This window comes from Roseofilum sp. (genome assembly GCF_982964205.1).
In genome coordinates this window covers 15,555-33,992 of record NZ_CEZBFX010000020.1, presented here as the reverse complement: position 1 = coordinate 33,992, position 18,438 = coordinate 15,555, and the positions used below count along the sequence as shown (strand labels likewise).

Below are 18,438 nucleotides of genomic sequence, written 5' to 3'. Positions count from 1 at the left end.
GCACTTCATTGTCCTAGCTGATGGTAGTGCAAAAACCCGATCAAAGCCTTGAAGTGTTTTAGGAGATATCTTTAGTTATGAGTCAGAATACTGAGCAGCAAAAAAAGCAACGCCGACGAGTAGTCAAAGGGGCAGTGGCAGCCTTTTTGGTAGCCGCTGCCGGGGGGTTTGGGGTGCTGGCCTGGCGAAAGCAAGTGAAGGCAGATCTGCGAACTAATGCCTTAACTGATGCCTTATTTGCCCAGGCCCTTGTAGCAGCCAAACCTCGACCTGTAGCCGCCCTAACTCGTGCCATTGCTGCAACGGGAAGAACTCAGCACCAGCTTGGCCAGGTCTTACCCGAAGTGAAAGCCAGTTTAGCGGAAACCGTGCAAGTTAACCCTGAACGCCACCGGTTTCTAGGTCATCAGGCTACAATCACCTCCCTCGCCATCACCCCCGATGGCTCCAAAGTCATTTCTGGCAGTTGGGACGATACGGTGCGAGTGTGGGACATCGCAACAGGAGAGTCCTTAGCTGTCCTAGAGGGTCATCAGGAGGGGGTTGATGCCATTGCCATCACCCCCGATGGCTCCAAGGTCATTTCTGGCAGTCGGGACAATACAGTGCGGGTGTGGGATATTGCCAAAGGAGAGTCCTTAGCTGTCCTGGAAGGTCATCAAGCTTTTGTCGATGCCATTGCCATCACCCCTGATGGCTCTAAGGTCATTTCTGTCAGTGAGGACTCTATAGTGCGGGTGTGGGATATCGCCAAAGGAGAGTCCTTAGCTGTCCTGGAAGGTCATCAGGCTTTTGTCAATGCCATTGTCATCACCCCCGATAGCTCCAAGGTTGTTTCTGGCAGTCAGGACTCTACAATACGGGTGTGGGACATCGCAACAGGAGAGTCCTTAGCTGTCCTAGAGGGTCATCAGAAGGGAGTCACTTCTCTCGCTATCACCCCCGATGGCTCTAAGGTCATTTCTGGCAGTTGGGACTCTACAATACGGGTGTGGGACATTGCCACAGGAGAGTCCTTAGCTGTCCTAGAGGGTCATCAGAAGGGAGTCACTTCTCTCGCTATCACCCCCAATGGCTCCAAGATCATTTCTGGCAGTTGGGACTCTACAATGCGGATGTGGGATATCGCAATAGGAGAGTCCTTCATCGTGTCGGATAATCAGACAGGCTTTATCGCGATTACCCCTGATAGCTCCAAGATCATTTCTGGCAGTTGGGACTCTACAATACGGGTGTGGGACATCGCTACAAGAGAGTCCTTAGCTGTTCTGGAAGGCGATCGGGTTTCCGTCCTCACCATTGCCCTGACCCCCGATGGCTCCAAGGTCGTTTCTGGAGGTACAGATGCTACAGTTCGGCTGTGGGATCTGGCTACGGAAGATGCTTTAGCGATTGTGAAAAGAGATCTCGATGGACCTGGGATTACTTCTCCTGATGGCTTGATGACTATTTCTGGCGATTGGAAGAATCCCCTGCCGCAGTGGGTTCTAACGTGGCAAGATTGGTTAGAGATAGGTTGCGATAAATTGCGACTCCATTCTTCATGGGTTCATGCCTCCCTTGAGCCATCTCCAGAGGAACGGGAGATTACCTTAGAAGCCATCCGCACTTGCGAGCGGTTGGTCTGGAGCGATACGGACATTGCTCAATTGCGCATACAGCAGGGTTTAGCCATGGCGCAAGCTGGCGATACAGATGGTGCGAAGAAGCTATGGGAAGAGGCCCAGCGCTTGGATAAGGCGGTGTATGAGCAGTATGAGGAGCGCTTGCAGAGGTAGCCCTTTGACTTTTCTCAAAGTACGGGAGATGGGGGGATAGGAAGAGAGCAAGATTTTTTGATCTCAAGTCCGAGTAATCAGTTGACTCTGTCATTGCGAATGGAATGAAGTGGAATCAAGCCATCTGTACAGTTTTCAACTCTCAGTAAGTGCTTCCCTAGTTTTCGCTGATATACCCTACTATCGCTACGGCACTAAACTTAGTGTATTAGAAAACTCTTTTCGTTGTTGCCCTTTAGCGCTAAAGGGCAACAACGAAAAGTGCAACATTGTACAGAATCAGAATGGGTCAGCTTGAATCCGATCCTGTGCGTTTCGAGACCGAAAGACTTCATACATTAACAAACTCCCGGCTACAGCAACATTTAAAGAGTCAGCCTGACCAACCATGGGAATGCGAACCAGATTGTCGCATATGGCCCGCTGTTGGTCGGAGAGTCCTTGCCGTTCTTCTCCTAGGAATAATAAGGTAGCTTGGGGATAGTGAAATTGATGAAAACTTTGCCCACCATTGGGAGATGCACCAATGATGCAACCTTGATGCTGTTGTATCCAGGATTGCAAACATCGATAATTGGTACGGATAAATTTCTGATGGAACAAAGCCCCCATACTTGCGCGCACGGTTTCTGGGGAAAAGGGATCGACGGAGCGATTGAGGAGGATCAACCCGGCACCACCAACAGCCTCCAATGTGCGAATGAGTGTGCCTAAGTTACCTGGAGATCGAATGAGATCGAGGACGATCCAGCAGAGTCCAACATGGGGAGTAGTAGACTTGAGGGGAAGCCAGTGCTGTTTAACGATCGCCCCTACGCCAGAAGCACGCTCGGTTTGCGAGATACTGCGAAATTGTTCTGGAGAGAGGCGCACGGTGGGAATTCCGGAGCGCCGCAACTGGCGTACGAGTTTACGAGCTAAGGGGGCGATCAGAAGCTTTTCGCTGTAAAGGATAGTCTCTATTTTCAGGCGAGTGTCAGCCACTCGGATAAAGTTACGCACACCTTCGATAAAGAAGGTTCCTTGGGTATCGCGATATTGGCGATCGCTTTGTAGTCGTTTTATTTTTGCTAGGGTCTGGGTGACACTAGGGGAGGGATGGTCAATCGTATTGTTATTGACCATCCTCCTTGCCAGCGATTCCCAGGCACTTAAGGTTACTGTGTAAAGTGTTCATCGAAGGTACAGGCTCATGCCATCTAGAGAACAGTTAACTGATTATATCTTATACCAAGGTGGGTAGGGTGGGTAGGGGAGAAAGTTGGCGAAGTTGAATCAATAGCAGACTTCTCCTGCCCACCCTACAATCTGCAATACTTTAACTTAAAACCTTCGCGGCTGCGGTTACTCCTGCACCGGGAGTAAAGCCGGTATCGCCGAGAATTTGCAGGGTGGCTTCGAGGGCAGAAATGCAGGTGAGAATATCGCGATCGCCGACAAATCCCAAATGACCGACACGGAAAATTTTACCTTTCAAATGGTCTTGTCCGCCAGCTAAGGCAATATTAAACTGTTTCCGCATCGTGGAACGAATTTGCTCGGTATCTACCCGATCGGGTGCAACTGCGGTGACTGCGGGACTAGCCGCATCATCAGAGGCAAACGTGGGCAAATTCAAGGCTTTTACGGCTTCCCGAATGGCGGTTTTTGACCGTTCATGACGGCTAAAAATATTCTCTAAACCCTCATCTTTGAGCATCTGTAGAGCCACTTGCAAGCCATAAAATAGATTCACAGGAGGGGTAAAGGGATTGCTGTTTTTAGCGGCTGTTTTGCGATACATGCCCAAATCTAAGTAAAATTTGGGTAAGGTTGCGCTCTCATAAGCCTCCCAAGCTTTGGCACTAACGGAGACAAATCCTAACCCTGGAGGAATCATATACCCTTTCTGGGAACCGGATGCCACCACATCTAACCCCCATTCATCAATGGGAACGCTAATTGCGCCTAAACTGGTAACTGCATCCACCATAATCAGCGCTTCGCCATGGGTTTTCACGTAGCGGTTAATGGTTTCTAAGTCATTGAGTACTCCGGTGGAAGTTTCTGAATGGGTGATAATTACGGCTTTAATTTGCTTTTCGGTATCTGCTTCGAGTTTTTCCCGGAAGGGTTCGGGATCGAGAGGTTGTCCCCATTCGGCGCTAATCACCTCTACTTCTAGGTTATAGGCTTTAGCGACTTGAGCCCAGCGATCGCCAAATTTACCATTGCTACCGACTAACACGCGATCGCCCGCACTCAAGAAGTTAATAATACCCGCTTCCATGGCCGAGGTTCCACTCCCGGCAACAATGAGGACATCATTCTGGGTTTGGTGCAACCACTTGAGATTTTCGGTCACCTCTTTCATAATCAAACTAAAGTCGCCACTACGATGACCAATCGTCGGTTTCGCCATTGCCAATAGCACCGGATCGGGCACTGGAGTAGGGCCGGGAATCATTAACATTAAGCTATCATCCATAACTAAGTTCTCCTATAAAATTCAAGGGCAGTTTACCATCCTACAGGGAATGGGGGACTAGAGGAAATAGTTAAGCGTTCTCTCCCGTCATCCCCTTTCTTTATAAAAGTGTGCTTAACAGGCGGCTAATAAGGGACTTAGAGAAAATCATCTTACCTCTCAAGGCTCAATTGATGGCAACGTGGAAGAGAAATACTTAAATTGACTATGTTTCCCGAAATTAATTTCTCTGATTTTCTCAAACTGGATCTTCGAGTAGGAACCATTCTACAAGCAGAAGATAATGTAAAGGCTAAAAATCCAGCCTATATTCTCAAAATTGATTTTGGCACTCTGGGCATCAAAACCAGTTCTGCCCAAATTACGCAGAATTACGCGAAAGAGAGTCTCGTCCATAAACAAGTCATTTGTGTGATGAACTTTGCTCCCAAACGAGTAGCTGGAGTCAAATCCGAAGTGCTAGTTCTGGCGGCGGTTTCTGAAGAGCAAGGAACAGTTTTAATTACACCAGGTTTTAAGGTGGAGAATGGAACCAAAATTAGCTAAATTTATGCTTGCTTAATGTTCTTTACATTTTTTCCTGGCTTCTGATTCCGACAATAGGCTTAAATCGAAGCACTGTTGTTCGATCTACTCCTATCTCAGTCGCCTTCCTGTACCTAATTTGGCGGCTAAATTAGACTTGACTATTCAGAGAATCTATTCGGTTGGTTAAGGAAGCATTGAAGTGGCAATTAAATACAGCGCTTTGCGCTGTAACGGAGTACAGTCTCATTGAGATCAGTTATTGCGAATGGAACGAAGTGGAATGAAGCAATCGCAAAATCACCCAATCTTGGCGATTGCTTCCCTGCGGTCGCAATGACAACTCACATCTACGATCGACAATGTACCTCATAGCAGCGCGAAGCGCTGTATCCGTTAGAGCGTTTGAGTCTGGAAGCTTGGCAGGAGTATTTTCAGCAGAAAGCTATAGATACGAATACGTCGGTTTTAGGGGAGATTCACCAAGCGTATCAGGGAAATGCATTGGCGATGAAGATGTTGCGATCGCGCATTGCCGACGATTACGATCACAGCATTGCCGACTACTGGACATCTAACCGCACGCAAGAGGGAGTAGTCGTAGAACAGGCAATAGAAAATCTGATTATCGAACAATTTAACCGCCTGCAAGAAGTTTGTCCCACAGCTTACCAACTGCTGTATCGGATGGGATGTTTTCGGTTCCAAGATGTGCCAACGGTTCCCAGAGAGGGGTTATTGTGTTTATTGTGGGGGATAGTGGAGCATGAGGGAGTAAAAGCAATTCGGGATTTAGGCGATCGGGGTTTAGTCGAGCGAGTGAATCGAGAGTACAAGTTACATCCCTTAATTCGACAAGAAGCAGTTAAACGGTTGCAGGATAGCGAAGATTGGGAGCAAGCGAACCGCACAGCAGCAGAATTTTGGCGCAATCTTTTTGAGTATGTAGACAATATTAATCAGTTAAAACAATCTTTTGAAGCCTTCCATCATTATTTTGCTATTCCTGATGATGAATGTGCTGTAGAGATTATTGTGGAATCAAGGAAAGCCAATTGGATATCTCCATATCCTTTTCAATTAAAATGGTATAAACAAGAAACTTTGTGTGAATTGAACAGGAGATTAGGACTCTATACTCATCAAATCATCACAGCCGTTAGAAAGATTTTACCACACACTGAAAATTTATGTAATAAAGCAATATTATACGTCAGCCTCAGTGAAAGCGTTTGGATTTTAGGGGACATTCGTGAAGCGATAAAATTTTATCAGCAAGCAAGAGAAGCATTGTCTCAGGGAGAGAATAGGGATGTTAAACTAGATTGTATCGCTAGATTTAGTCAAGCCATATGTTATTTAGAGTTGGGAGAAATTGAAGAAGCACTTGATATTCTGAATCCAGTTTATGAAGACGCAAGACAACATAATATATACTTTTACCTAGTGGAGACTTCTTTTGCTTTAGCGGCTACTTATTCATACTTAGGAAATACTGCTCAGGCTCAGTTATGGATTAATAAACATAAAGAGTATTATCAACAATATTGGGATAATATAGGCGATTGGGCAATAGTACAACAGAGTTATTTCTTAGGAGAAACCTATAAAATATTTCAGGATTATTCTCAGTCAAAAATAGCATACCAGCAGTCACTTGAGGATGCAGAGAAAACACAATATGTTCAAGTAAAAGGTAAAGTTTTGACTCGATTAGCTGAACTATGCCGTCTACAAAAAAAATATAAAGATGCTTGCAAGTATCACACTCAATCCATCGAAATATTAGAGAAACTGGGAGCAAAATGTGACCTCGCTGAAGCCTACTATCAACTGGGATTAACCTATCAAGAAACTGGAGAACTTGCCCAGAGCCAAGATTACTTTAAACGAGCCATTGAACTTTGGGAAAAAATTAACGCCCCGAAACAGGTGGCACGGGTACGGGAATCCATAAAAAAGTAAACCTTATCCCTCTTGTGTCACTCTGGGAAAACCCTAGCCTTGACTGAACTCTAGAACTCTGGCTGGATCGGCGATTGCGACCTCTGAAAATGATAGAAGAGAGATATAAACCCCTCTCCTACTCACCTTTTTGAGTCAACTCTAAGCTGCCAGCGGTTGCCGGGTATTAACTACAGCTTGGTAATAGCGGTGTAGTTGACGAATGGCAGCACTCCAACCCCAGCGTTCAGCTTCCTGACGGGCATTTTGGCGCAGAGTATCGCGCTCGGCTTGATTATCGAGTAATTTCTGGGTAGCGGAAATCGCACCTTGGGGATCGGTTGGATCGAAGAGGTAGCCGTTTACACCATCGGTAACAATATCCGTGATGCCGCCAGTTCCCGCAGCGACGACAGGACAACCGGCAGCCATAGCTTCGAGGAGAACCAGACCGAGAGTTTCGGTGCTGGAGGGGAAGATAAAAGCATCAGCCGAAGCGAAGGCAGAAGCAAGAGTTTGGCCGCGCAGATAACCGACGAAATGGGTGGGAGTATCAGCAAAATGTTCTTCTAAAACAGCTCGATTGGGGCCATCACCCACCAGTGCTAACCGCGCATCGGGGATACTTTCAAGGACAGGTTTAATGCGATCGATTTCTTTTTCTGCACCTAATCGTCCGACGTAGAGGAGGAGGGGACTATCCGGATGGCCTTGGGAAAGGCGATCGCGCATTTCTCTAGAAGCTAAACTGGGATGGAACAGTTCCGTATCGACACCTCGCTGCCATAAATCCACTCGTTCAATCTCGTGGTTAACCAGTTCCTGTACCATCACACTAGAGGTACAGAGGTTGAGATCGGCTTGATTATGGGCCCCTTTAAGCAACTCCCATAACAGGGGTTCTAACATGCCTAACCCGTAGTGTTGCAAGTATTGGGGCAGATGGGTATGGTAAGAAGCCACCAAGGGAATATCAAACTTCTTACCGTAATAAAGTCCTGCTAAACCCAGGATCGCAGGATTAGCCACATGAATCAAATCGGGATTAAAATCGGCGATTGCCTCCCCAATTGCTGGTCGTGGAAACGCCATCTTCAACTCTGGATACCAAGGCAACGGCATTCCCGATACCCCATAAATTTTAGCACCCTTATATTCCGTCAGTCCTCCCTCCGGACAAACGATCAATACGCGATCGCCCAACCGTTGCAGATGATCGACCGTTTGCGTCAGACGAGTAACAATACCATCAATTTTGGGTAAAAACGTTTCTGTAAATAGAGCAATTCTCATAAAAAAGCACAGTTCTAGAACAATATCGAAAAACCATCAATCGGGTAATGGGTGATATCATGCCCTCTTAAACCATTGTCATTGCGATCGGAGGGAAGCAATCGCCAAGATTACCAAAATTGGGAAGATTGCTTCATTCCCCTTCGCGACCTTCGCAATGACTTATCCTAACTGACTAGACGGATATGATATGACTAATAATGGGGGGCTGAACAAATTAATTCCGCCGCCAAGAGACTTTAGGAAGAATTTGACTCTCATCCACTCGACCTTTGTATTTTTGAGCCACATTAATCAAAGAATCAAGCAGGGACTCTTCTAAATTATGCGGTTCTAAACCCAAGTCTTTAAGCTTGGTGTTTTTAGCATTAAAATAATGCTCTTCCAATTCTACACGGGGATTATCCAGGTAGTTAATTTCCACCGATAATCCGAGGTGTTTACCTGCTTTAGCAACCATGACTGCTAAATCACTAATGCTAAACATTTCAGTGAACTGGTTAAAGACTCTAAATTCACCCGCATTGGCAGGATTATTTATCGCAATTTCAATACAGCGAACCGTATCGCGGATATCTAAAAAGCCTCTCGTTTGTCCACCTTTACCATAAACCGTAAGGGGATGACCGATCGCCGCTTGAATACAGAACCGGTTGAGTGCCGTTCCGAATACACCATCATAATCGAGACGGTTGATCAGCAGCTCGTCCCGTTTGGTTTGCTCCGTATATACTCCATAAACCACCCCTTGGTTCAGGTCTGTGGCTCGCAAACCCCAAATCTTGCAGGCAAAATGGATATTGTGGCTATCATGAACCTTCGAGAGATGATAGAAACTTCCCGGTTGCTTCGGATAGGGAAGAGTATCTTTTCGTCCATTATGGTTAATCTCGATATAGCCTTCTTCAATATCGATGTTGGGCGTTCCATATTCACCCATGGTTCCCAATTTCACCAAGTGAGTTTCAGGAAACTCCTCTTTCATTGCAAATAAAAGATTCAAGTTTCCAACCACATTATTCGTTTGAGTCATGACCGCATGTTCGCGGTCAATCATCGAAAATGGAGCCGATCGCTGTTCCCCAAAATGAACAATCGCCTCCGGTTGAAATTGACGCAAAGAGCGAATCAGGAAATCATAATTGTTGATATCGCCAATAAACAGATCGATGGTTTTGCCGGTTAATTCATGCCATTTGCGTAACCGTTGCTGAATCGGTGCGATCGGTGTCAGGGTCTCAACACAAAGCTGTTGATCCCAATGACGACGCACGAGATTATCCAGAATCCCTACTTCATAACCATGGTCAGACAGATAAAGTGCGGTAGCCCACCCACAATAGCCGTCACCACCAATAACCAGGACTTTCATAACGTCACTCAATTCAAAATCATTTACCGATACTCGGTCAATGTATCAGGTTTGTGTCCCCTGTGACACATTTCTTAAAGAAATATTGCTATCGGAATATTCCCCTCTGTCTGCCGATCTCCCTAGGGCTTGTCGGTTTGAGTAACCCAAACGACAATACCATCGGCGAGAGTGTCTGCTAACTCTTGTTGGGACTGAGGATCGACGATCCACTCGAATTCTCGGGGGTTAATCATAAAGCCCAACTCTAACAGAACGGAAGGAGCGATCGCCGGACGAGTCAAAGCCAAATTGTTCCAAAACACCCCATAAGAGGGCCGCTGGAGTTCATCCACCAAATATTGATGTAAAAACACCGCTAAACCATGGCTCTGGGGATGATACCAAAACGTGCCTATTCCAGCCGTATTCTCTGCATCTCCGGCATCGGGCAGAGCATTGTAATGGATACTCAAGGCTAGATCTGGCTCCTGCGCTTCAATGATCTCCACCCGGTCGTGGGGCCAGAGATCGTCATCCCCTTCGCGGGTCATCAACACCGTTGCTCCCCGTTTTTGCAGAGCATCCCGCAGCAGCTTAGAGACCACTAAATTCACATCTTTTTCTGGATATCCGTTTGGCCCCCTTGCGCCCAAGTCATTCTCGCTCCCATGGCCGGGATCGAGTAAAATCCTCATGCCCTGCAAGGGTTGAGAGGATGAGCGAGAAGGCTGGGGAGGATGACGCAAGGACAAAATTAAGGTTGTGCCCTCATAACGAAGCTTGTAGCCCCATTGTTGCTCGGTTTTGAGGGCAAATGTATAGTCAATGCGCGTCGGTGAAACTTGCTCCCAATCGAGGCGCTCAATTAAGGGGCCATCATTGAGATAAATGGTATCGGTTTGAGCGGTAGTATTGTGCAAACTCAGGGTTAAACTATTTTGGCGTTGCTGAATACTAACGGGAACTGGGACTTGCAGGGGAAATACAATTTCCGTCCATCCAGAGGTTTGACGACCCTGAATGCTGCGAATGAGAGAAACAGGAGGAGCTGCACTAGAAAAGACTCGTGTGTCTTCTCGTTTGATCCATGCACCGTAGTCTAATCTGAGCCATTCCCCTTCTTCAGCCGTAATTGTGGCGCGGGTTCCTTGTGGAAGGGGGGTTAACCGGGAATAGTTGGTACTTGGACCTGTACGAGCAACTCCATTTTCAGCAGTCACTTCCGCAATTTCAAATTGCTTAGGAGAAAGAATAGATACGGTTCCCGGAGCTGCTTGGGTTAGGGTTTGACCGTTAAGCGTGAGGGTAAATTGGGGTTGACCTAAATTTTGTGCTTCTGAGGTGAGGGGAAGCGTCGCACAGCCTTTATAGGTGGTACTTGCAACAGTTGTCGGTTGGTTTTCTCCGGTGAGAACCGCAGAATTGGGCGGCAGTTGGGGCAGGGTGGAGAGGGGGGTTAAGGGTCGGGTTTGTTGTCCGAGGGTAACCGTGACGGTGGCTGGGGTGGGAGCAACAGCCGAAAAACACACTTGTTCTCCAGGAGGTTTAGCGATATTTACTCCTGGTGTTAGCGATCCCTGGGCAAAATTCAAACCCACGGGAGCAGGGGGAAGGGCAGATTTTCGGAACACAGAGATCTGCTTTTCCTGATTTCCATGGCGCAGGGTAAAGGTATTCTCTCCCATTTCCAAGGGAAAACTAGGGGCAAAATGCCCTTGAGGAGAACGAGAAATGACTTGACCATTCACCTTCACTTCTCCTCCAACTGGAGCTGTACCAATGAGGAAGATGCGATCGGCAGTGGTTTCATGGCGATCGCGAGGATAGGCAATAAAGATACTAGCATTAGTGACCGGAGGAGCGGCGATCGTTATGGCACTCAGAACGAGGATAGAAGATAAAGCAAATTTCACAGGATTATTAATACGATTAATTATTCGTTAATTTCAATACCGGCGGCTCGTAATTGGGCGGCTAGGCGATCGGCTCGCGATCGTTCAGCATCAGCTCGTTGGCGCTCTGATTCGGCTCGTTGTCGTTCAGCATCAGCCCGTTGCCGTTCTTGCTCCACTTTTTCTGTCCCCCACAGCAATAGATTGTCCTGTTCATCCCACCAGCGTAGCCAATAGCTCTCTAGGTTTTCTCGACAACCTTGCCACACTCCTAAGTATAAACCCATTTCGGGTATCCAAAATCGCCCTTCTAGATTAGGTGACTTCAGATCGTAGCGTTGCTGGTTGCCCAAACAATAGAGTTCTAATTCTCCCGTTTTTGGGTCAAAAATGCCGTAGTTGGGCACTTGCAAGATTTGCTCGTAATAGAAATACTTACCTGGGGGATAGGTGGATTTTATCGAATATTCCCCCCCGTCAGTATCCGATAAAAATTCTAGGACAAGAACAGGTCGATCGCCTTGTAAGTTTGGGGTATAACTGCGGATCACCTCTGGACGCTCAACTCGGATTTGGGGGATATAAGCCCAATCAGGAGCTTTAACCACCATTTTGCCATTGACAGTAGCACAGATGCCATAGTTGGTTGGCGTTAGGGCACTTTCGGCTAATTTACCGGCTTGGTCTAAACTCTCAGTTAGGGCAGCAGCTAGGGCGGGTTGATGAATATTATCCACAGGATCGTCAGGGAGTTGGAAGTCGTCCGGTAGTTTTTCCCAAGTAATTTTGTAGGCTGAGGAAGTGGCTGACATACTTTCTAGTACTGGGAAGGGTCAATGTTGATTATTTTATCAGGTTTGGATGGGGAATAGGGAGACGCGGGGACGCGCAGAATGAGATAATTCTAGAATATTTCGGGCTATCAGAATTTATGGGGGACAATATCGCGATCGCCAATTCACTACATGGCTCAGGGATTTTCACACAAAGCAGCAGAGCGGGAAGGCTGATGGTGCAAATAATCTTTTAGCCAGGCACAGCCGCGATCGAACCAATAGTCTAAATCATAATTAAACCGCCAAAGTCTAACGGTACCATCATGACTTGCAGAGGCAATCCATTGACCATCAGGGCTAAAACTAACCTCATTGAGCCAATCCGTATGGCCTTCTAATGTCATGATTTCTTCTCCATTAAGTCGGGAAATTTTTACAGTTTTATCATCACTGGCAGAAGCAATCATTTGACCATCAGGACTGAAGCTGACGCTAATCACTGGAGCGGTATGATTTTCAAATGTATTGACTAATGTCCCATCTAATTTCCAAAGTTTCACAGTTTTATCTCGACTTCCGGAGGCTAGCAAATTGCCATCGGGACTAAAACTGACACTGAAAATCGTACTTTTATGACCTCTAAATGTTGCCAATTCCGAGCCATCTAATGTCCAAATTTTAATCAGATTTTCATTTCCGGCAGAAGCAATCAATTGCCCATTTGGACTAAAATGAACCGCTTGTACGCCCTCACTATGACCCGAAAAGGTAGCAATATTTTTTCCGTTTAGATCCCATAATTTGACAGTTCGATCTAAGCTGGCAGAGGCAATAGTTTGACCATCTGGACTAAAATCGACATCAAGTACCATCTCCTGATGACCTCTGAAGGTACGAGTGGTACTATCGTGGAGCGATCGCCATCTTACGGTTCCATCTCGACTGCCATAAACGATCCTCTGCCCATCTGGACTCACATCAAGTCCATAGATTCTCTCTTGCTCTTGCACTAAGGTGGCCAATTCCTTTCCTTCTTGGACACTCCATAACCGGATACTGCCATCAGCACTGCTGGAGATGATGGACTGGAGATCGGGAGTAAATTGAGCGGTATAGACTTTATCTTGATGACCCTTAAAAATTCTTGAGTCACTCCCCTGAAGTTTCCATAACTTCACCATACCATCGGCACTCGCTGAGGCGAGGGTTTGGCTGTCAGGACTAAACATGACACTATTGACCCAATCATTATGACCAGAAATAGTAGAAATAACTTCTCCTTTCATATTCCATATAATGATGTTTTTATCTCGACTTCCAGAAGCCAAAATTTGATCGTCAGGACTAAAACTCAATCCTAAAACTGTATCCCGATGGCCTTTGAGAGTGGCAATCTCTTGACCGTGCAAATTCCAGAGTTTAATCAATCCATTTGCATCAGCAGAAGCGAGAAATTTGCCATCCGGACTAAACTGCACGAACGTTACAGCACTTTGATGACCTCGATAAGTAAGGCGGTGTTTGCCCGTTATTGTCCAAACTTTTACCGTACGATCGTTGCTGGCAGAGGCGAGTAATTGTCCATCCGGACTAAAGCTAATCGATTCTACAGAATCTCGATGACGACGATAAGTGAGGAGGGTTTTACCCTCTAAATTCCAAAGTTTAACGGTTCCATCCCGACTGCTAGAGGCAATGAATTGACTATTCAGACTAAAGGTTACGTTATATATGCGGTCTTGGTGTCCGTGGAACGTTTTAATTGCAGAAAAGTTAGCCAGATCCCAAAGTTTAATCGTGCGATCAATGCTGGCAGAAGCCATCCATTTACCATCCGGACTAAAACTGACCCAATAAACTCGGTCTTGATGACCTTTGAGAGTGGTTAATAGAGTACCATCTTGCTGCCAAATTTTGACTGCACCATTATTTTGAGCCGTGGCAATGAATTGGCCATTAGGACTAAAGTTGACATGATAAATAATGCTTTGGGTCTCTAAGCGATTGAATTCTTTGAGGTTGTAGATAGCGTTGGCGAGACTATTGATGACGTGATGAGTAACGTTGCCTGATTTTAAGCGGGGATGCTGGCGCAGTTGGGCGGCTGCTTCTAGGGCAGTGACGAGGGCTTCGAGTTGTTGTCCAGAAGTCGATCGCATTAAGGTTCTGGCGGTGGTGGATTGGGCGATGATACTTTGTTCTAGGGCAGAGATGGCGTTATTTTCGGCAATCTGACGTTGTTTGAAGGCTTGTTGTTGTTGGTAATTGGCAGTTCCAGCAAAGAGCATGGCGAGTCCGGTGAGGATCAGGGAAATGATGGTTGCGGTTCGCATTCCAAGGAGGAAGCGGCGATCGCTTTTTTGCCGTTGTTGTCTCTCCTGTTCTAGATCGGCTAGCAGTTGCGCTCCTTTTTTATGGCGAATAAAGGGGACTAAATAATCGTGAACCAATTGATAATGATTGTCGAGTTCTCCAGATAGATGGAGGACTAAACCGGATTTGACAAAGATTTCTAAGACTAAGTTGAGGCGATCGCCTTTTTGCTCTAAGGCTTTTTCTAAGCTGGCTTGGGTTTTCAGAGGACGGGTATTTTGATCGTCGGTTAACAGGTATAGCACTAATTCGGCGATCGCCTCTTGTTCCGGGCCGCAATCGCGCACCACTTCATCTAAGTAGATATCGATTAATACTTCTTTGGGATTACTACCGAGCCTTTGATAATCACGCAAGGTGATAATGCCTTGATTTTCCAGTTGAGCGCCGATCAGTTGCAGTTCAATCGGGCGAATTTCTTCTTGTTCTGTGGTTAAGTCTTCAACCAGCCGATCGATTAAGGATGGCTCTAAGGGAGTGGAAGAGCGATTGGTAAGATACTCAATAATCGCCTTTGCTTCTGGAGGTGAAAAATTACCCAGGTAATATAAAATATCTTCATAATTTTTATCTAATTCCCCCAAATCAGTATATCGAGTTAATTCCAAGAGATAATAGAGATAATCTTCTCGAATAGAAAGTACAATTTTTACATAGGAAATCCTCAGACAAGCTTGGATAAAATCATAAAATTCTTGCCTTTTATTGCGATCGGAATAATGCAGGAAGAATTCCTCTAATTGATCGAACAATAAAACTGGAATTTGATAGTGTTGAGTCATTTCCTCAAGTCGCTGTAAAATAGCGCTGCAAGTAGGGCTAATGGCTCTAATTTGAAGACTAAAATCTTCTTGCCAATGATGATAAACTTGAATTAAAATCGGGAAGTAATTATTCCCTTCAAAAGAACTCAGTTTGAGGGCCGTCACTAAACCCGCTTGTAGTAAAGAACTTTTGCCAACTCCAGAGGGGCCATAAATTACCGTAAGTTTACGGTCTCGTCGTTCCATCCGGGTCAACAAGTTATCAATATCTTCTTGTCTTCCAGAAGCCGATACAATTTCGCGTGTTGTTTTGGTATTGTGTGAGGTAATATCTAAATGGGTAATTCTTTTCGGCTTAGGAAATCTACCCACCCCCATAAAAGACCGCAAACCATATTGGGCTTCAATGGAGCGCTTTTCTATCTTAAAACTAAAAGATTTTAAGTAATTTTTATCCTGCCAATAGAGTTTTATTGATTCCTCCAAAATCTCACTGTAAAGCTGGGTAGATGATTTTGGAATGCAATTTTTTCTCGCTTCTTCGAGCCGAGTAATCGCCCCTTGAAATTCTTGTAATTGAATTTCTGCTTTTGCCCTTAAAAAATAAAATCTAGACAGCTCATTTTTGAGAGTGTCTCCTGGATTAGGATTGGATTCTAATCTCTGAATCGCTTGTTGCGCAAGAAGTTTTGTTTCTTTCCAATAGTGATTTTCTAAGGCGACTTGTGCTAAATAGCCATAATCTTGAGCAAGTTGTAGGCTCGATCCATAGAATTGATGAATGCTCAGAGCTTTTTCAGTAATAGATTTGAGATTTTCCCAGTTCTCTGAATTCTGTAAAATGGTTTGCAAGTAGCTTAGAACTACTCCCATCAAGTCTGGCTGATTTACTGTCTTAAAACAGTCCAAAGCTTGGTGAAAATATTCTTGGGATAATTGATGATTAGAGCCTTTCTCCTTCGATTCTTTGACTTTAGATTTTTCTAAATAGACTAATCCCAAATTAAATAAGACAAACCCTTGTGCTCTAATATTCGATAATTGATGCCAAGACTTGAGACTTTTGCATAGGGTATCAATGGCCCGATCGAATTGAGCTTTGGAACACTGAAGTTGAGCGAGCATAAACTCAAATTTTGCTTGCAATTCCAGTGTTAGTTTAGGATAAATGCGTTGAATCTCTTTACTGAGTAAGTCTAAATCGAGGTGATGTATGGAGGAAGAGCAATAGGAGGTTGGATAATGTAATGACTCAAATAAAGTATGGGATTCTTCAGATAAAAACTTGAGGATATCTGCTTCAGAAATTGTGAAGCGAATGGGTGGCGGATTCCAACTGTTGATATCTGAGGCTAATCTGCCTAGATGACGTAAAATACCATCGGTTACCCAGAGGACAATGGGAAAGACAAAGCTTTGGCGAATTTGATCCCGTTTTTGATTGGCCGAAATCAGCAGCTCAGAAATTGAGCTGACTGATTCTAGACCTAAAATCATTAAGGCATCGGGAGATTGTCCTTCAATGGCTTTCAGAACAGCGGTATGAAACCCGGTGGCATGTTGGGGGAGGGTAATACTAAGAGTGTTAACCTGATATTCTTGGGTGAGCCGATGTAAGAGTTGGGTGCGTAAGCTGACGGAATTACAGGAAGCTTGGATCAGAGTAAATTTGCCGCGCCGTAATTTTAAGGTACGAGCTAGGGTTTTGAGCGATCGCTCATTTTCTAGTTCTGGTGTATCCTGCATTAACTGCTATTTTCAATCTAAGTCTGATACCATTTTTCTTTCATCGTCCTACGACGGATATCTTCCCCTTACCTCTTAACCCGTTGTCTTTGTCTTAAATTCTGCTGGCTTCTTGAGCTTGCCATTGCTTAAAGCGTTGGGTTTCTGCTAAGAGGGGATTGAGTCCAAACCAGCGACCGCGATGATCTTGATATTCAAATACAAATAAACTGCGCAGGAGGGTTTGATATTCCCGTTCTCCTTTGAGATTTTGTTCTTGAACCACTTGAAAGAGTAACTCCCATTCATGATCGTCAACGGCTAAAAGTAGGCGATCGCGGGCTTCGCGAATGGCCCGTTCGAGAACTATATTACTAATCGGAGGGTCTTCTTCTTGGATACAGCGATACAAAATCCCCAATAAGTTCCTCGCATGACCTCCACTTACCCAACAGAGGCGATCAAGGCTTGCCGGTTCTTCAAAGATTTGGGTGACGAGTTCTAGGCGATGTTGAGGGAAAACATCGGGAAAAGCTCTAGCAAGTACCATTTGCCGCAGTAATTCCATACCACTGGTGCATACAGTTCCATCTCGGTTACAGACGGGAACCATGGGTAAGACTTTGGGATCGAGTCCTCCCCCCAGGCGGTTTTTTAGGGTTTCACAGTCATTGGAGAAGACGAGGGAAAGGGGGAGGGTGTAGACTAAATGGCAGTTGAGTTTTCGCAGTTGTTCGCCGCGATCGACAAACAGGTATTCAGGGAGCAGTCGGCCGGACGTGGAAATTTCCCGGTTTTCCACCCGGTCAAGATTGTCAATAATGACGACCAGACCTTTATATCCCCGGTGTTTGAGTTGGGAGATCGCCACACTCAGGACTTCATCATTGATGAATTGTAAGATGCGGTTAGTTTGCGGTTCTAGATACTGTCTCAGTTGCGATCGCAACTTGGGACTATCCATGGCTCTAGCGGTGATTTTACCAATCCCCACCGGCAACGAAACCTCAAATTCCCCTTCTGTACTGGCTTTGACTCCTGCGCCTAGAACTTCTGCTTCTCCAGAAACAATGACAGGGGTTTGTAAAAAATCCCAGATTTCATTGAGAAAGGACTTAAATCCTTTGGGTTGCAGTTCAATTTTTTGCTGTTCTAAAGTTTCACTCACCTGACGAGCAATCGCCAAGAGAATATCGGTAATATCGACATCATTTTCGTCTAAATCTTGGGTGGATTCAAAGTAAATGACATAAAACCCGTCGCCTTCGAGTTCTGATTGTAGGCGGGATAATTCTGTTGATTTACCACAGCCAATATGACCGGTAAAAAGCTGACAAGTTGGTTTGTTGGGAGACAAGCGAATAATGGTTCGTTTGAGAGCCTCAATAATTTTCCCCCCGCGCACTGAGCTAAAATCGATATAGTAGCGGCGATCGCCGATCCTGCCCATCATCAACGTTTTACTGGGATCGCAAGCATCAAAAAACTCTTGTAAATCGATGTTCATCCTAACTTTTTGGTTTTGAATAAAACACAGGATTTTTGGA

Annotated in this window: 11 protein-coding genes; 3 read left to right on the top strand and 8 right to left on the bottom strand. The window is 45.5% G+C overall.

Features of this window, described 5'->3' with window-relative positions:
• Positions 1–77 precede the first annotated feature (77 nt).
• A complete protein-coding gene (locus AC3A14_RS07890) occupies positions 78–1,778 on the top strand; it encodes a hypothetical protein (protein WP_487778954.1) in 1,701 nt (566 codons plus the stop codon).
• 279 nt (positions 1,779–2,057) lie between these two features.
• Here AC3A14_RS07890 and AC3A14_RS07885 read toward each other — a convergent pair whose 3' ends face one another.
• On the bottom strand, positions 2,058–2,903 hold the full coding sequence (locus AC3A14_RS07885) for a TrmH family RNA methyltransferase (protein WP_318731909.1): 846 nt from the start codon (positions 2,901–2,903) through the stop codon (positions 2,058–2,060).
• Positions 2,904–3,096: 193 nt separating this feature from the next.
• On the bottom strand, positions 3,097–4,245 hold the full coding sequence (locus AC3A14_RS07880) for a pyridoxal-phosphate-dependent aminotransferase family protein (protein WP_318731908.1): 1,149 nt from the start codon (positions 4,243–4,245) through the stop codon (positions 3,097–3,099).
• Between the two features lie 207 nt (positions 4,246–4,452).
• Between AC3A14_RS07880 and AC3A14_RS07875 the strand changes: the two genes are divergently transcribed.
• Both AC3A14_RS07875 and AC3A14_RS07870 read left to right on the top strand, forming a co-directional pair.
• Positions 4,453–4,791, top strand: coding sequence for a tRNA-binding protein (locus tag AC3A14_RS07875; RefSeq protein ID WP_318731907.1), 339 nt, complete (start codon positions 4,453–4,455; stop codon positions 4,789–4,791).
• Between the two features lie 384 nt (positions 4,792–5,175).
• Positions 5,176–6,735, top strand: a complete 1,560-nt coding sequence (locus tag AC3A14_RS07870) for a tetratricopeptide repeat protein (protein WP_318731906.1) — start codon at positions 5,176–5,178, stop codon at positions 6,733–6,735.
• A gap of 141 nt (positions 6,736–6,876) precedes the next feature.
• On the opposite strand, the gene AC3A14_RS07865 is transcribed toward AC3A14_RS07870, so the two are convergent.
• The 6 genes from AC3A14_RS07865 to AC3A14_RS07840 all read right to left on the bottom strand — a co-directional run bounded on the left by AC3A14_RS07865 (position 6,877) and on the right by AC3A14_RS07840 (position 18,398).
• The gene (locus AC3A14_RS07865) at positions 6,877–8,007 is read right to left on the bottom strand and encodes a glycosyltransferase family 4 protein (RefSeq protein WP_318700681.1); all 1,131 of its coding nucleotides are present in this window, start codon (positions 8,005–8,007) and stop codon (positions 6,877–6,879) included.
• Between the two features lie 217 nt (positions 8,008–8,224).
• A complete protein-coding gene (locus AC3A14_RS07860) occupies positions 8,225–9,379 on the bottom strand; it encodes a UDP-sulfoquinovose synthase (RefSeq protein WP_318731905.1) in 1,155 nt (384 codons plus the stop codon).
• Between the two features lie 122 nt (positions 9,380–9,501).
• Positions 9,502–11,274 carry an N-acetylmuramoyl-L-alanine amidase gene (locus tag AC3A14_RS07855; protein WP_318731904.1) on the bottom strand — a complete coding sequence of 591 codons (1,773 nt, stop codon included), beginning with the start codon at positions 11,272–11,274 and terminating at the stop codon, positions 9,502–9,504.
• Between the two features lie 20 nt (positions 11,275–11,294).
• Positions 11,295–12,065, bottom strand: coding sequence for a Uma2 family endonuclease (locus tag AC3A14_RS07850; protein ID WP_318731903.1), 771 nt, complete (start codon positions 12,063–12,065; stop codon positions 11,295–11,297).
• A 158-nt stretch (positions 12,066–12,223) separates the two neighbouring features.
• Positions 12,224–16,912 carry a WD40 domain-containing protein gene (locus AC3A14_RS07845; protein WP_318731902.1) on the bottom strand — a complete coding sequence of 1,563 codons (4,689 nt, stop codon included), beginning with the start codon at positions 16,910–16,912 and terminating at the stop codon, positions 12,224–12,226.
• Between the two features lie 94 nt (positions 16,913–17,006).
• The gene (locus AC3A14_RS07840) at positions 17,007–18,398 is read right to left on the bottom strand and encodes a P-loop NTPase fold protein (protein ID WP_318719349.1); all 1,392 of its coding nucleotides are present in this window, start codon (positions 18,396–18,398) and stop codon (positions 17,007–17,009) included.
• Positions 18,399–18,438 lie beyond the last annotated feature (40 nt).

Coding starts and splice junctions, on each gene's coding strand:
- AC3A14_RS07890 (WP_487778954.1), top strand. CDS start 78: ATGAGTCAGAATACTGAGCAGCAAAAAAAGCAACGCCGACGAGTAGTC.
- AC3A14_RS07885 (WP_318731909.1), bottom strand. CDS start 2,903: ATGGTCAATAACAATACGATTGACCATCCCTCCCCTAGTGTCACCCAG.
- AC3A14_RS07880 (WP_318731908.1), bottom strand. CDS start 4,245: ATGGATGATAGCTTAATGTTAATGATTCCCGGCCCTACTCCAGTGCCC.
- AC3A14_RS07875 (WP_318731907.1), top strand. CDS start 4,453: ATGTTTCCCGAAATTAATTTCTCTGATTTTCTCAAACTGGATCTTCGA.
- AC3A14_RS07865 (WP_318700681.1), bottom strand. CDS start 8,007: ATGAGAATTGCTCTATTTACAGAAACGTTTTTACCCAAAATTGATGGT.
- AC3A14_RS07860 (WP_318731905.1), bottom strand. CDS start 9,379: ATGAAAGTCCTGGTTATTGGTGGTGACGGCTATTGTGGGTGGGCTACC.
- AC3A14_RS07850 (WP_318731903.1), bottom strand. CDS start 12,065: ATGTCAGCCACTTCCTCAGCCTACAAAATTACTTGGGAAAAACTACCG.
- AC3A14_RS07845 (WP_318731902.1), bottom strand. CDS start 16,912: ATGCAGGATACACCAGAACTAGAAAATGAGCGATCGCTCAAAACCCTA.
- AC3A14_RS07840 (WP_318719349.1), bottom strand. CDS start 18,398: ATGAACATCGATTTACAAGAGTTTTTTGATGCTTGCGATCCCAGTAAA.